Origin of the sequence: Allopusillimonas ginsengisoli (genome assembly GCF_004153455.1) — a bacterium.
Lineage (GTDB): Bacteria > Pseudomonadota > Gammaproteobacteria > Burkholderiales > Burkholderiaceae_B > Allopusillimonas > Allopusillimonas ginsengisoli.
In genome coordinates this window covers 1-13,788 of sequence record NZ_SDQE01000015.1, presented here as the reverse complement: position 1 = coordinate 13,788, position 13,788 = coordinate 1, and the positions used below count along the sequence as shown (strand labels likewise).

The window sequence follows — 13,788 nt, the reverse complement described above, 5'->3', positions numbered from 1 at the left end:
GTTATTCCTTGGCGGGTGCTACGACGACGGGCAGGGCAGGCGGAGTGATTCGCGTGACCAATACCTGGTCGACACGATAGGTATCGACGTCCATGACCTCAAACTTGTAATCGCCCAGCCTGACCGTATCTGTGCGGCGAGGAACCCGGCGAAGCATATCCATCAGAAACCCTGCCAAGGTTTCATATTCGTCGTCGTGCAGCAATTCTTCCAGCGACAGCGCCCTGCGCACATCCTGGATGGGCGTGGCGCCATCGATCAGCCAGGAGCTTTCATCGCGCTGGATGATCTGGTCTTCATCCCAGGGCGATACCAGATCGCCCATGACGGTGCTCATGACGTCGTTCAACGTGACCACGCCCACGACCAGACTGTATTCATTGACGATGATAGCGAAATCCTCACCCACCTGCCGGAACTGTTCCAGTACTTCGGCCAGTGTCAGGCGATCGGGAACGACCAGGGCTTTATGAATGAGCTGGCCGTCAGCCAGGGAAATCGGCTGGTTGTTCAACACGCGCTGAAACAGGTCGCGCGCCTCGACATAGCCAACCACATGATCGATGTCGCCCTGACAAACGGGATAGGTGGAGTAGGGCTCCTCGGAAATCCGGGCTCGAATAATGTCATCCGGATCATCGAGATGAAAATAGGCGATTCGGTCTCGCTGGGTCATGGCGCTGGGTACTGTGCGCGTGTCGAGCTCGAAAATATTCTCGATGATCTGCTGCTCACCCCTGGCCAGCAGGCCTGAGCGTGCGCCCGCTTCTGTGAGGGCAAGAATGTCATCGGAGGTTACACGGTCATCGCGGCGCATGGGCAGCCCCAGCAAGCGCATCAAGCCGTCGGCGATATGGCTGTAAATCCATACCAGTGGCTTGAACAGTTTCGCCAGAAAAAGCATGAGACCAATCACACGCACGGCAAACCGTTCCGGCTCGGCCATCCCGGCCTGCTTGGGAATGAGGTCCGTAAGCACAATAAACAGCGATGTCACGAGAATAAAGGACACCAGAAACCCCAGGCTGGCAGACAATTCGGGAGCAAGCCACTGTTCCAGCAACCGCGCCGCATAGGGGCTGAACAGGCCTTCGCCGACAATGCCTCCGAGGATGGCCAGGGCATTCACGCCGATCTGGATAACAGTAAAATAATGGCCGGGCTGTTGCTGAACCCGCATGACCTTATCGGCACGGGCATCGCCGTCTTCCGCCATGCGGCGCAGGCGCAACCGTCTTGACGCCGCCAGAGATATCTCGGCGAGAGAGAAAAAGGCAGCAGCGATAACGAGCGCCGCCAACAGCAGCAGATTTTGACCCAGCGACATCAAAGCATGGTGGAAACGCCGGGAGCGCTCCACGGATATTGAAGATTTTCCGAGTTTACCGGAGTTGCCGGCCGAGGATACTTCTATATGCTTTTTAGCGAGATTCGACAACAAAGAAGGATGGCGCGCATCCACGGTGCCCGCTATCGCGCGCTATCGGGCGGGCTGCCGACGCTGGCTATAATAATGGATTCGGCCACTTCGAGCCGCTACTACATCCCATCCATTACCGTGCCCCTGGCACTGCCAACATGAAAAAACTGATTGCTGTATGTATGTTCTCCGCAACGGCGCTGCTTGCCGCTTGCGGTCAAAGCGACGACGCCCCTCAGGCCAGCGCACCGGCCGAAACCCGGAAAATCGTTGTCGGCCTGGACGACAATTTCCCGCCCATGGGCTTTCGGGATGAAAGCAACCAATTGGTCGGCTTTGATATCGATATGGCCCGCGAGGCCGCAAAACGTCTTGGTGTCGACGTCGAATTCAAGCCCATAGACTGGGGCGGCAAGGAAGCGGAGCTCAACGGCAAGCGTGTGGATGTGCTCTGGAACGGCCTGACGATTACCGAAGAGCGCAAGAAAAACATCGCATTCACCGCGCCGTATATGGTGAACCATCAGATTATCGTCGTCTCCGGCAAGTCTTCCATTCAGGACAAGGCAGATCTGGCAGGAAAAATCGTTGGCGCGCAGGAAGGCAGCAGCGCGGTGGATGCCATCAAGAAGGAGCCTGACGTCGCCGGCAGCCTGAAAGAGCTCAAGACCTTTGCCGACAACGTTTCTGCCCTGATGGACTTGTCAACCGGGCGTTTGGATGCCGTCGTGGTGGATGAGGTGGTTGGCCGTTATCTGTCCAGCAAGCGCGAGGGCGAATACCGTATCCTCGACGAAAACTTTGGCACTGAAGACTACGGGGTAGGTGTTCGCAAGGACGACACCGAACTGCTTGGCAAGCTGGATGAAGCCCTGGTCGCCATGAAAGAGGATGGCACTTCCGGCCGCATTGCCAACCAATGGTTTGGCGCGGACATCATCAAATAACAGGCTGGCACGAGATGGCTCGGAGAGCCTGATAAATGGAATACATTATTTCCCTCTTGGAGCCATTGGCCCAGGGCGCGAAGGTCACCCTGGCGCTGTTCTTCATAACGTTCGCGTTGTCCGTACCGCTGGGGCTGGTGCTGGCCCTGGCCCGGATATCCAGATGGCGTACGCTTAGTCGGCTGGTGAACGGCTATATCTGGCTCATGCGCGGCACGCCGCTGATGCTGCAGATGCTGTTCATTTACTATGCCTTGCCGTTCGTGCCGGTGATCGGCATACGGTTGCCGGATTTTCCGGCAGCCGTCGTGGCCTTTGCGCTGAATTACGCCGCCTATTTTGCGGAAATATTCAGGGCCGGCATTCTGGCGGTCGACCGAGGGCAGTACGAGGGCAGCAAAGTGCTGGGCATGAGCTATCTGCAGACCTTGCGGCGCATTGTGCTTCCGCAGATGGTCCAGCGTGTATTGCCGCCCATGAGCAACGAAACCATCACACTGGTCAAAGATACCTCGTTAATCTATGTGCTGGCGCTCAACGATATCCTGCGAGCGGCCCGGGGAATCGTGCAGCGTGATTTCACCACGACGCCCTTTCTGGTGGCGGCTGTTTTCTACTTGCTGATGACGTTGTTGCTGACCTGGATGTTCCAGTACATGGAAAAACGCTATGACAAATACGACCAATAATCCGCCGCTCGATCAGACGGGCACGGATGCGCGTCCTGTCATGATCGCCGCTCGCAATATCGTCAAATCCTACGGCGACAACCGGGTGTTGGACAATGTGTCCTTGACCTTGCGAAAAGGCGAAGTCGTTGCCGTCATCGGCCCATCGGGTTCGGGCAAAAGCACTTTTTTGCGTTGTTTGATCAACCTCGAAACCATAGATCAGGGTAGCATAGCAGTCGAAGGCCAGGCGCTGGCAACGTCGGAAGAGGGCGGCAGCAGCCGATACGTCAGCGATGCAGAAGTACGCAGATTGTGCCGAAAGATGAGCATGGTGTTTCAGTCCTTCAATCTCTTCCCGCACATGACCGTGCTGCAGAATATTATCGAAGCGCCGCTGACGGTCAAAGGCATGTCCAGGGACGCCATCATTCCCAAGGCTGAGGAACTGCTAAGGAAAGTAGGGTTGCTGAACAAAAGGGACAACTATCCCAACCGGCTTTCAGGCGGCCAGAAACAGCGTGTCGCGATAGCACGCGCCCTGGCGATGGAACCCGACATCATGCTGTTCGACGAGCCAACGTCAGCGCTGGACCCCGAGCTCACCGGCGAAGTCTTGCGCGCCATGCGCCAGCTGGCCGACGAACACATGACCATGCTGGTCGTCACCCACGAAATGGGATTCGCCCGCGAAGCCGCGCATCGCGTGATTTTCATGGATCAAGGAAAAATCGTCGAGGAAGCCCCATCTCACGCCTTTTTCACGGCGCCGCAGCATGAGCGCAGCAGGATGTTTCTGGGTCAGATGCTATAGGCGACACTCGCTCTACAATGGGTTCCGGTCATGGTTTTGATCATTCACCCTTCGGAGGCTGGCATGTCGTCAACAGTAAAAGAAAAACGCGCAGCATTCAAAGCCCTGCACGAGCAGGGCTGTTTTGTCATTCCCAACCCCTGGGATGTTGGCAGCGCAAAAATGCTGCAAGGGCTCGGTTTCAAGGCATTGGCCAGCACCAGCTCGGGCTATGCATGGTCTTCAGGCTGCGCAGATGGCGCAATGTCGCGGGATAGCGTGCTGGCGCATTTGCGCACCCTGGTCGCTGCCACCGATTTGCCTGTGAATGCTGATTTTGAAAGCGGCTACGCAGCGGATCCGGAAGGCGTAGCCATCAGTGTTCGAATGGCCATAGATACCGGAGTTGCCGGGCTTTCCATTGAAGACGCCTCGGGCGATCCTGCCATGCCTGTGCGCGATATCAGCGACGCCGTCGACAGACTGCGCGCAGCCCGCAGGGCCATCGACGACGCGGGCGGTGATACCTTGCTGGTGGGCCGGGCAGAAAATTTTCTGTTGGGGCGGCCCGATCTGACCGACACCATTGCCAGGCTTAAAGCCTATGCGCAAGCGGGTGCTGATTGCCTGTATGCCCCTGGCCTGCACACCCGGGAACAGATTCTGGCTGTCGTGGCCGCTGTTGCGCCAAAACCCGTCAACCTCCTGATTGGCGGTGCCACGGCATTCAATGTTCAGGACGTCGCGGCGATGGGCGTAAGACGCATCAGCGTAGGGGGTGCCTTGGCGCGCACTGCCTGGGCAGGGTTCCTGCAGGCCGCGCAAGAGATCGCTGAACAGGGCGAGTTCAAGGCCTTTGCCCATGCTGCATCAGGCCAGACGCTCAATCAGTTTTTTCAGAAAAAGGGCTGAGCTCGTCCACGAGAATCTGCACGTTTTCGTCCCAATCCCTATCCCGGGCGTACCATTGGAGCTGACGTGCGGCATCAATGCCAAAGGGCGCCAGCGTGTCTGTCAGCGCGGCAGCGTGTCGGGCCAGCGTCTGATCATCAGGTAGGTCGGCACGCGTGGCGATGATTACGCGATTGGCAGTGATAAAACGATGCTCGGCGCGCAAATTGAAGAAATCGCCAAATACCGCCGCATACGTGGCTGATTCCCGATCGTACATGTGGCTGGTGGTGAAAGAGTTGGCGGCCAGAACCCCATCGGGCGAGAGCAGGTCACGCACGAGCGTGAGAAATTCCCGGGTGAGCAAATGCGCGGGAATGTAGTCGACATCGAACGCATCCAGCATCACCATATCGTAGTGCCGGTGTGCCTGAACAGCGCGTTCTACAAATGCACGGCCATCCTCGACGAACACGCGCTGCCTGGGGCCCGGTCGATAGCCAAAAAAGCGTTCCGCAACCCGTACGACCGCCGGATCGATCTCCACGCTATCGATGACGGCATTGGGCAGAATCTTTTCCAGCGCCTTGGGCAGCGTGGCGCCGCCCAGACCCACCACGAGCACGTTGCGTGGCGAAGGATTGACAAAGAGGGCGCTTGTCATCATCCGGGTGTAATTGAAGACCATTTCGTCCGGATTTTCCAGACTCATGCAGGTATGCCGCCCGTCGTCCTCGATTGTGTTGAAGTTCATGCAGCGTTGCCCGTACTCTTCAAAAACCAAAATCGGGGCAAAGTCTGAAGGCTCTGTGTGAAGCAATCGCACCGACGGCGCCGACACAAGTGCGGAAATACCAAACGCCGCGCATGTAAGCAGCACCGCGGCCGCAATTCCGATCAGCAGACGATGACGGCTCAGTTTCATGGTGAATGGCTATCCCTTTAGTGGTCATCATCACGCGCTACTCTGCGCGGATGAAGTTTGGGGCAGGGTAGGCGCGCAGTGTGGCCCTGTGAGCGATCAGTATCGCACAGGTAGTGATGACCTCAAGAGGTAGCGGCGGTTTTGCCAGCACCGGCCAGCTAGTCTCTTCAATTGATGTTTCCGCTAGGAAACAAAAATAAAATTCTTGCGTACGGTTTCCACTACCTCCCAGGTTCCTTTCGTGCCCGGCTCAATCGTGAAAATATCTCCCGCTTTCAGGTGAATTGCGTCGCTACCCTCAGGAGTAATGATGCTGTGACCCTCATGGAAATGGCAGTACTCCCAGCGGTCATAATCAATTTCCCATTTTCCTGGAGTACAAATCCATACACCGGTAATCTTGCGACCATCAGGAGATTGGGAAGAGACCATTGTGATGGTCTGTGGATTCGTTCCTTCAATCCTTTTCCAAGGTGTTGCATTAAGCAGTGGCTCGGGGTTTGCTTCACGCATGAGTGTGACAGGTTTATTCATTTCTAGTTCTCGCGAATTGTTTGAGAATAACGCAGCCATCCCCGTTCTTGCGTCCAGGCGGCTAGCTGACGCAGAAACAAGCAAGGGTCTCCGTCGATAGCGCAGCACCCCTTTTTGATGGCGCGCAGCCGACTAGGGCGCGAGCTTGTCCGGTTAACGGCAGGAGCGTTTGCGTTATCCGTTTTCGCTATCAGATTAAGTTTGGCGTTATCAGACTCTTGGGCTGAGAGGCTGCTGGCCAATGCCTTCGCGCGCAGATGGACCTGTCCTTCAAATACAGTGCCAGACACCCTTACGTCCTTTAGACGCTTGACCCCCAGCTCAAACGGGTCGTCTTCCAATATTGTGAAATCCGCCTTCTTGCCAGCGCAGATCGAGCCTATTTCGTGATCGAGATGTAGGGCGAAGGCTGCGTCGATAGTAATCCCCCGTAATGCTTGTTCAAGCGTCAATTGCTCTTGGGGGCACACCTCACGCCCGGACTTTGTTGTGCGTGTCGCTGCGCACCAGGCCAGGAAAAGAGGTTCTGTGGGTGCCATCATAAAATCAGAATGAAATGACACCCGCATCCCGCTTCGAATCAACGAGCCCGCGCGCACAATCTGAGAAGCGCGTTCCGGGCCAAGTCCCAGCAGAGAATAATCATCTGCCAACGCGTGGATAAAATAGGGGTTAACTGAAGCATGTGCCCCCAGTACAGACATTTTTCTAGACTGAGCATTGGAATGAAAGCCGACGTGATGCATCATGAACCGATGATCGAAGCGTGGCTTTTCTTCCTGCGCAGCCGCCAGGGCGGACAATACTGCGTCCATGCCACCGTCCCCATTCACATGCACATGGAGCTGGTAACCGGCATTCCAGAATACCTTTACACCCTCGGCTAGTACCTCTGGTGACATGAGCCATTCACCGTGGTGGCCGTCAATATATCCTGGGTGGTTCATTTGCATTAATTGGGAGAACATCGCGCCGTCCGCAAACAGTTTGACGGACTTTGAGAAACGAATCCGCTTGGTAGAACGCGACTGAATGTCGTCAATTGCTTTAAGGCCTTCCACGAATTCAGGACACTGCGTTGGCGCACCCATCACTTTTTGTCCTACAGCACGATTTGAGAATCCGCGAGCATCACAGACATTAACGATACGTAATGGTCGATTGGGTTTCTCGATACACGCTTCCAATGCGGCGAGTTCAAAGTCGGGATCAACGGCGCCAAATACCAAATCAGCGGCCGTTGTAATTCCGCCTTGCTGCATAAGGTCTGCGGTAATATTCAGACCGCGGTTATACCACTCAGGCCGCATCAGGTAGGGCAGCAGCCTCGCGACGACAAGCTTGTTGCCGGTTTCGAAAAAATGCCCACGGTCGAGCTTTACCTGTGGGTGATCGCCGACTACGTCTGGTGTGATACCCAGTTTTTCCAGTGCGGCACTATTCAGATAGGTTTCATGAAAGGAGCGGTGCCAAAGAATTACAGGACGAGTCGGGCACAACGAATCCAGCTCTTTTCGTGTCCATTTTCCATGCATGGCAGGCTGATATCCGAAAGAGATGAACCAATCATCCTTGTCCGTTTGGGCGGCTAAACGCTCCATGAGACGTTCGCGATAGCTCTCGGGCGAGGTAGCTGCCTGGGCCATTTCCCCACCCTCCATTCGCCATGCCTCAGGAGCAATTATCTCCATGGGAGTCAAGATAGCACCAAGATAGGGGTGCAAATGATTGTCAATGAAACCAGGCATCAAAATTTTGTCAGCCAACCGGTTATCAATGATGGTCTTTCTACCTTCCCGCCATGGCGCCATGGACTCAAGATCCCCTACAGCGACAATTCGATCCCCAATCACGCCCACAGCTGTCGCGTGCGGAAGTGATTCATCCATGGTGTAAATGAATTTTGCGATGAATATAGTGAGGGTTTCTGATGTCGGGCTTGCAGTGCTGGCCAGCGTTGTCATTAAATACTCCGAAACTATTGGTTCGCTTAATTAACCCTGATGTTTGTCGTCTTAACGAAATCGGCGTATATCTTTGAGTCCTTTGCGAGACTTTCCCTGGACTCAGCGGGAGTCGTGTCCATCCGCTCATAACCCAGGTCATTAAGGAAGGCAACGAAATCTGGCTCGGCGGTAATTTTCCTCACTACTTCATATATGTCGTTGATAATGCTGGGTGGCGTACCAGTTTTCACCGCCAGGACATGTTGGCCGAAGACCAGTAAACCGCCTTTATCTACCGGGGGTGACGCTGGAACGTCAGGTAGGCTTTCGATGGGTGTTTCCTGCAACAACAGTAAAGCTTTGGCTTTCTCTGCCTTGACAAACTGTAAAGAGGAACCAACTACATCTACGTGTGCGGTCGTTGAGCCGCCAAGCAGGTCAATCATGGCTGCCGAAGAACCCCGGTAAGGCACGACAATAATGTCAAGATTATTGGTTTTCGCCCAGCTTGCGAGAGCCAGGTGAGCAGAGCCACCGACTTGGTTGACACTAATGCTGACGGTGCCGGGGTTCTTGCGAATATAGTCGACAAATTCCTCAAACGTCTTTTCTGGCCTGTCTGCTCTTACAACGATCCAATGAGGCAAGGTGTTAATCAAGGTGACCGGTGTCAAGTCATTTTCTGGATCAATCGGAAGGTTTGAGTTGGTGTGTTTCATCACAGTGATCGAGCCTGACCCTGTAAATACCATGCTGTTGCCATCGGTTGCGCCTCCGATCACTTGTCTCATACCTACGATCGATCCGCCGCCGGTAATATTTTCGACCACCACCGACTGCTTGGTGATGAGCTCCATCTTGTTGGCAAGATATCTGCCAACGGCATCTGTTGAGCCGCCCGGACTGAATGGCACGACTATTCTGACAGGCTTAGTGGGCCAGTCTTGTGCGAATGCGAAGGAACTTCCTAAAGCGAGAACCGCAATAAGTACGAGTTGAAAAGCTTTTTTAAAATTCAGCATATTTGTCTCCGTTATAAGGCACAGGTCATTGCGAAAATAAACATTTCGCTTTGGCGCTGTTTCTGTAAAATTTATTTTGCTTCTATGGTTGGTGAAAAAACGTTGTGAAATATAAGTTCCAATGCTCCGCTGCGGAACGGTCCTGTGTTGAACGCTGTTTGTGGATATGGATCTAATATGGTCAGGGTGAGTCCTGGATTGAAAGCAGCGTATATTTTTCTATGGCCTGTTTCGATTGGACGACGGCGCATTCTTGGCGGCACCTTTAATCAGGTCGATCATCCGGCGCGCCGCGGGCGATGCGGTACGGTCTTTCAGCTGAATGATCGCAAAGTCCAGTTTCATGGCTTTTTGGGGTAAGGCCGGGCGTAGTTTCTGGCCCAAGTCAATGATGGTGCCGGCCGCAACATCGGCTTGCAGCCATGAGTCCCAGGTAAAAAGGAGCATGTCACTGCTCAGCGTGGCCTCACGCAGCAAGGACAGATTATTACTGGTCAGCGCCAGGGGCAGGGGAGAGTTGGCGGACATGCCAAACAGTGCCTGCATGCGCTTTGCGGCCGCATCGCGCAACTGAACGGTTGCCCAGCGATAATTGGGCAGATCTCGCGGGCTTGGTTGCGCGTCAGCACTGAGCAGTGGGTGGCCAGGGCGGCAGAAGACCGACGACGGTATCGCCGGCAGTGATGTAACCGTGAAGTCACTGTTATCCAATAATGAACCTGGGTAGCTGACGAAGAACTCGATGCGTTCTTGTTCAAGATGTTGTTGCAATTGTCTCCAATGGTTCACTTCAACATTGACAGTGAGCCGCGGGCTTTGACGCATGAGTTCGGGCAGCAGTCCGTTGAGTACGCCGTCAACGGCCATCAGGCTGGCTCCGAACGACAGTTCACCACCGTCTGCGTTGGCAATGCCTTCCACATCGAGGACGAGGTTGCGTGCCTGCTCCAGCAACTGACGCGCCTTCGCGACCAACTGTTGACCAGCGGCAGTAAGATGTACCGAGCGCGTTCCTCGATCAAAGACTCTGACATTCAGACGCTCTTCCAAAGCCAGAATACTGCGGCTGAATGCAGTCTGAGACAGGTTTGCGCGTTCTGCCGCCCGGGTGAAATTACGCTCTTCGGCCAAGAGGACAAAGTGCCGCAGGCGTTTTAACTCAATGTCTGTGTTCATAGTGTTATTTACACTCCACGCAGGGGATGCGATCAACCTCGATCCGCATCGTCAATATGTCAGCTTGATAGCGCCGTTGCGTCACATGCATGCGCCACACAGGCCTGTAGCCCGGTCTCCAGCCGCGTTGCCTTTAGTGCACCGCTCGCACCGATGAGTACCAACTCGCTTGCTGATACGCCACTCCCATGCTGCCCGAGCTCGATAGATGTACGCTTTCCTACCATCTGGAATATCGCTGCGCAGTCGGGATGTTCTGCCAGTCTTAGAATGCCTTTGGCCCGATATATCTCCTTGGGCAATTCATCGACCCATCGCATGAAGGCGGCCAGCGTCAGAGGCTTAGGCTCAATCCAGCTCCACGTTTCGAATCGTTCGTTGTGCTGATGATGATGCTCTTGCCCGTGTCCATCCGCGCTGAGTAATCGTTGCGGAGTCCTTGCGTGGCCCACTGTCGCAGTTGTGTGCTGCCCGAATAGCACGCTCATGGGCAGACACGCCTGCACCGTCTTAATCATCCGGGCCTGGGGAGCAGCCAAGCGAAGATCCGACTGCAGTTGCGTTACATCAGATAGCCGGGCGATATCCACCTTATTAAGTAAGATCAGATCCGCGATAGCCGCTTGGCGCAGCACCATCTCCGTATTCTGAAAGTCTTGCTCGGGGTAGGCTGCGGCATCACATACGGTTACCAGGGCATCGATACTCACAAAAGGTTCCAACTCGGGCTGAAATAGCGTTTCCGCAATGCCCAAAGGGTCGGAGATGCCACTGGCCTCAATTACCACATGCTCGGGTGCCGGATCGTGCGCCAGCAGTTTGAGCAAGGCCGAAACCAGATCGTCACGGATCGTGCAACAAATACATCCATTGGACAATGCGATTCTGTCATCTTCTACTGACACAACCAGGCGAGCGTCAATATTGATCTGACCGAAGTCATTGACCAACACTGCCATACGCCGGCCTTCAACATTCGAGAGGATGTGGTTGAGCAGTGTGGTTTTGCCTGCGCCCAGAAAGCCTGTCAGCACGGTGACCGGAACCGGTGGACGCGTGGTCGTGCCGGGTGCGGCCGTACTCATGATTCAGCACCCCATATTTGACGCCCATCCATCCATGTACCGTTGACCTTGATGGAGGCAAGTGTTTCGGGTGGCACCCGTCGTGGGTCGTTGTCGAGAATCACGAAATCGGCGCGCTTTCCCACCTCAAGGCTGCCTATTTCGTGCTCCATACCAATATGGTACGCCGCATCGATGGTCACAGCCCGCAACGCGTCATCGATTGATACCTGCTGATTGTGTCCGAGCACCACGCCCGCTGCAGTAAGACGCGTAACAGCAGTCTGGATAGACAAAAGCGGATCAGGCTCAGTCATCGGCGCATCGCTGTGATAGGAGATACGCATGCCTGCCCGCGTGGCAGAGCCGATGGGCATATAATTTTGGGCCCGCTCCGGACCCAACAGGGCGTCGCGAATCGGATCGCCCCAATGGTAGACATGCGCCACGAAGAAGCTGCACACAACACCCATAGCCTGAGCACGCAAGATCTGATCATCGCGCATCGTGCCGCAGTGCTCCAGCCGGAAAGGGCTGCCGGTATAGTTGTACTTTTCCAGGACTTTTTCGTAGATGTCGAGTACAGCATCTATCGTCTTGTCGCCTTGTGCATGGGTCGCAATCTGCCAGCCTTGGCTGGCATGTCGGTCAATCAAATCATGCAACTGCTCAAATTGATAGTTCATGTGCCCGACATAATCCTCGCTCAGCGATAGGCCTTTGAGGGTAACTTCAGAATTCAGGTAAGGGCGGGAGAGCCAGGCCGTACCGACAAATGGCGAGCCATCCGCCCAAACCTTAACGCCGATCGTTTGGACGTCGTCGCCACCCCAATCCAGGGCCTGGGCCGAAGGACCGTCGAATGCCACCCTGGCATATAAGCGCAGGCGGATCGGCATACCCTCTTGCTCCAGCAGTTGCTTGTATGCAGGAATCGCGCCTTCATGAGGTCCGGCGTCGGCGACTGTGGTAATGCCATCTTTAGCGAATTTCCATAACCCACCTGACAGTTCACGCAAGCCTCGGTCACTGCCAAACTGCTCACACACACGCGCGAAAGCCTGAAAGGCCGCGTGCTCAATCATCTTCCCGGTCAACTGACCTTGGCTGTCACGCTCATAGCGACCACCTGGCATGTCAGGAGTTGACGCGTCCAATCCCAACAAAGCCATCATCTGACTGTTGACGAAAAGTGAGTGGAAATTGAATGTGTAGATGGCCAACGGGTTGGCGGGTGCATAGGCATCCAGTTCCGCCAGTGTGGGCTCACGCATACCCTCGTGCCGCAGCGCATCCAGCCCGACGAAGGCTAGCACTTCACCAGGCGTTGCTTTGGCGACCCGGCGCTTTATGGTGGCAATCACAGCTTCGTAAGAGGGGATATGGGAAGCACGGATATTGACGAGCGGTTCCCCCCAGATTCGGCCATACCCAAACGGGTGGGCATGTGCCTCGACAAAGCCAGGCAGCAAGGTTTGACCATTCAGGTCAATCTGTGCAGTGTCGGAACCCACTAATGTACGCAGCTCGTCCTTGGTGCCCCGCGCCAGAACTCGGCCATCGCGTATGGCCAAGGCCCCAACCTGAGGGCACTCGGCGTCAATCGTCAGGATGGTGCCACCGGAAAACAAGGTATCTGCTAGTGCTTTCATAATCACTCTCGTAGCGTTAACGAGATTATTTAGCGCGGTAACTGAATGCCGGGAGCTTCTAACATTCAGCGAGCCGATTTAACTGGCCAATTAGATGTTGCCGCCGCTAGTTAACCCAAGAAATGTAATCATCCAACAAGGGAGAACGTATGTCTAATGCATTATTAATCATCTATTAATGCAATAAACGCAGGTATGAGATCGCGGTCATTTCCTGCTCGCTCTCTTAGGGTGGCATTTCAGACGGGCAGATTCAGTGGGTCCGTTTTTGCATCAATACAAAGGTAACTATGCATTGGACATCCATTTGCCATTCAACGAAGATTTAGTTCCGGTTCGCGCTTCTGGCAGGGGAATGGTTGGCAGTTGGCCCGCCGAGTTAGCATGCTTGATCGTTACCCATCCCGCAGGGCGCAGAGATGTATAAGCGCGTTTTGGCTGTCTTGATGTGAAAGCATCCTGGACAGAGATTTTGCTGCGCCCGTTTTGATTGCCAGGTTGCCATGTGCTTATGCAAAGCAGAAGGACGGTCATAGCGAGGCTGGTTCTAATATTCTATCTATATGAGTTTTGCGTCTTAAATGAAAACCAAAGCTGCTATTGCCTGGAAAGCAGGCGCGCCCCTCACTATCGAAGATGTCGAGCTGTCCGGCCCCAAGGCGGGCGAAGTACTGGTCGAGATCAAGGCCACGGGCATTTGCCACACCGACTATTACACGCTGTCGGGCGCTGATCCCGAGGGTATATTCC

At 54.8% G+C, this 13,788-nt stretch carries 12 protein-coding genes and 1 pseudogene; 5 read left to right on the top strand and 8 right to left on the bottom strand.

Features of this window, described 5'->3' with window-relative positions:
• Nucleotide 1 precedes the first annotated feature (1 nt).
• Nucleotides 2-1,327 (bottom strand): polyamine export protein PaeA, encoded by a 1,326-nt coding sequence (paeA, locus tag ERE07_RS19185; RefSeq protein WP_130010655.1) that lies wholly within the window; start codon nt 1,325-1,327, stop codon nt 2-4.
• Between the two features lie 251 nt (nt 1,328-1,578).
• Here paeA and ERE07_RS19180 point away from each other — a divergent pair, with 251 nt between their 5' ends.
• The 4 genes from ERE07_RS19180 (at nt 1,579) to ERE07_RS19165 (ending at nt 4,740) form a co-directional block, all read left to right on the top strand.
• Nucleotides 1,579-2,367, top strand: coding sequence for an amino acid ABC transporter substrate-binding protein (locus tag ERE07_RS19180; RefSeq protein WP_130010654.1), 789 nt, complete (start codon nt 1,579-1,581; stop codon nt 2,365-2,367).
• A gap of 35 nt (nt 2,368-2,402) precedes the next feature.
• A complete protein-coding gene (locus tag ERE07_RS19175) occupies nt 2,403-3,056 on the top strand; it encodes an amino acid ABC transporter permease (protein ID WP_130010653.1) in 654 nt (217 codons plus the stop codon).
• A gap of 40 nt (nt 3,057-3,096) precedes the next feature.
• Nucleotides 3,097-3,849: an amino acid ABC transporter ATP-binding protein gene (locus ERE07_RS19170; protein WP_130010715.1), complete on the top strand. Its 753-nt coding sequence runs from the start codon at nt 3,097-3,099 to the stop codon at nt 3,847-3,849.
• Between the two features lie 63 nt (nt 3,850-3,912).
• A complete protein-coding gene (locus ERE07_RS19165) occupies nt 3,913-4,740 on the top strand; it encodes an isocitrate lyase/PEP mutase family protein (protein WP_130010652.1) in 828 nt (275 codons plus the stop codon).
• Here ERE07_RS19165 and ERE07_RS19160 read toward each other — a convergent pair.
• The 7 genes from ERE07_RS19160 to ERE07_RS19130 form a co-directional block, all read right to left on the bottom strand.
• The gene (locus tag ERE07_RS19160; protein ID WP_130010651.1) at nt 4,712-5,644 is read right to left on the bottom strand and encodes a spermidine synthase; all 933 of its coding nucleotides are present in this window, start codon (nt 5,642-5,644) and stop codon (nt 4,712-4,714) included. The genes ERE07_RS19165 and ERE07_RS19160 overlap by 29 nt on opposite strands.
• Before the next feature lie 183 nt (nt 5,645-5,827).
• The gene (locus tag ERE07_RS19155; protein WP_130010650.1) at nt 5,828-6,178 is read right to left on the bottom strand and encodes a cupin domain-containing protein; all 351 of its coding nucleotides are present in this window, start codon (nt 6,176-6,178) and stop codon (nt 5,828-5,830) included.
• A 2-nt stretch (nt 6,179-6,180) separates the two neighbouring features.
• Entirely contained in the window at nt 6,181-8,142 is a 1,962-nt protein-coding gene (locus tag ERE07_RS19150) for an amidohydrolase (protein ID WP_130010649.1), read from the bottom strand.
• 26 nt (nt 8,143-8,168) lie between these two features.
• Nucleotides 8,169-9,146, bottom strand: a complete 978-nt coding sequence (locus ERE07_RS19145) for a Bug family tripartite tricarboxylate transporter substrate binding protein (protein WP_130010648.1) — start codon at nt 9,144-9,146, stop codon at nt 8,169-8,171.
• 219 nt (nt 9,147-9,365) lie between these two features.
• On the bottom strand, nt 9,366-10,322 hold the full coding sequence (locus tag ERE07_RS19140) for a LysR family transcriptional regulator (RefSeq protein WP_130010647.1): 957 nt from the start codon (nt 10,320-10,322) through the stop codon (nt 9,366-9,368).
• Between the two features lie 59 nt (nt 10,323-10,381).
• Nucleotides 10,382-11,407: a CobW family GTP-binding protein gene (locus ERE07_RS19135; protein ID WP_130010646.1), complete on the bottom strand. Its 1,026-nt coding sequence runs from the start codon at nt 11,405-11,407 to the stop codon at nt 10,382-10,384.
• Nucleotides 11,404-13,038, bottom strand: coding sequence for an amidohydrolase (locus ERE07_RS19130; protein ID WP_130010645.1), 1,635 nt, complete (start codon nt 13,036-13,038; stop codon nt 11,404-11,406). Before ERE07_RS19130 ends, ERE07_RS19135 begins: the two co-directional genes overlap by 4 nt.
• A 581-nt stretch (nt 13,039-13,619) precedes the next feature.
• On the opposite strand from ERE07_RS19130, the pseudogene ERE07_RS19125 reads away from it, so the two are divergent.
• Nucleotides 13,620-13,788: pseudogene (locus tag ERE07_RS19125) on the top strand (alcohol dehydrogenase catalytic domain-containing protein); the annotation flags it as partial.

Excerpts from the sequence above, each read along its gene's own strand:
- ERE07_RS19145 (WP_130010648.1), bottom strand. The coding sequence starts at position 9,146 with ATGCTGAATTTTAAAAAAGCTTTTCAACTCGTACTTATTGCGGTTCTC.
- ERE07_RS19160 (WP_130010651.1), bottom strand. The coding sequence starts at position 5,644 with ATGAAACTGAGCCGTCATCGTCTGCTGATCGGAATTGCGGCCGCGGTG.
- ERE07_RS19130 (WP_130010645.1), bottom strand. The coding sequence starts at position 13,038 with ATGAAAGCACTAGCAGATACCTTGTTTTCCGGTGGCACCATCCTGACG.
- paeA (WP_130010655.1), bottom strand. The coding sequence starts at position 1,327 with ATGTCGCTGGGTCAAAATCTGCTGCTGTTGGCGGCGCTCGTTATCGCT.
- ERE07_RS19140 (WP_130010647.1), bottom strand. The coding sequence starts at position 10,322 with ATGAACACAGACATTGAGTTAAAACGCCTGCGGCACTTTGTCCTCTTG.
- ERE07_RS19175 (WP_130010653.1), top strand. The coding sequence starts at position 2,403 with ATGGAATACATTATTTCCCTCTTGGAGCCATTGGCCCAGGGCGCGAAG.
- ERE07_RS19170 (WP_130010715.1), top strand. The coding sequence starts at position 3,097 with ATGATCGCCGCTCGCAATATCGTCAAATCCTACGGCGACAACCGGGTG.
- ERE07_RS19135 (WP_130010646.1), bottom strand. The coding sequence starts at position 11,407 with ATGAGTACGGCCGCACCCGGCACGACCACGCGTCCACCGGTTCCGGTC.
- ERE07_RS19180 (WP_130010654.1), top strand. The coding sequence starts at position 1,579 with ATGAAAAAACTGATTGCTGTATGTATGTTCTCCGCAACGGCGCTGCTT.
- ERE07_RS19150 (WP_130010649.1), bottom strand. The coding sequence starts at position 8,142 with ATGACAACGCTGGCCAGCACTGCAAGCCCGACATCAGAAACCCTCACT.
- ERE07_RS19165 (WP_130010652.1), top strand. The coding sequence starts at position 3,913 with ATGTCGTCAACAGTAAAAGAAAAACGCGCAGCATTCAAAGCCCTGCAC.
- ERE07_RS19155 (WP_130010650.1), bottom strand. The coding sequence starts at position 6,178 with ATGAATAAACCTGTCACACTCATGCGTGAAGCAAACCCCGAGCCACTG.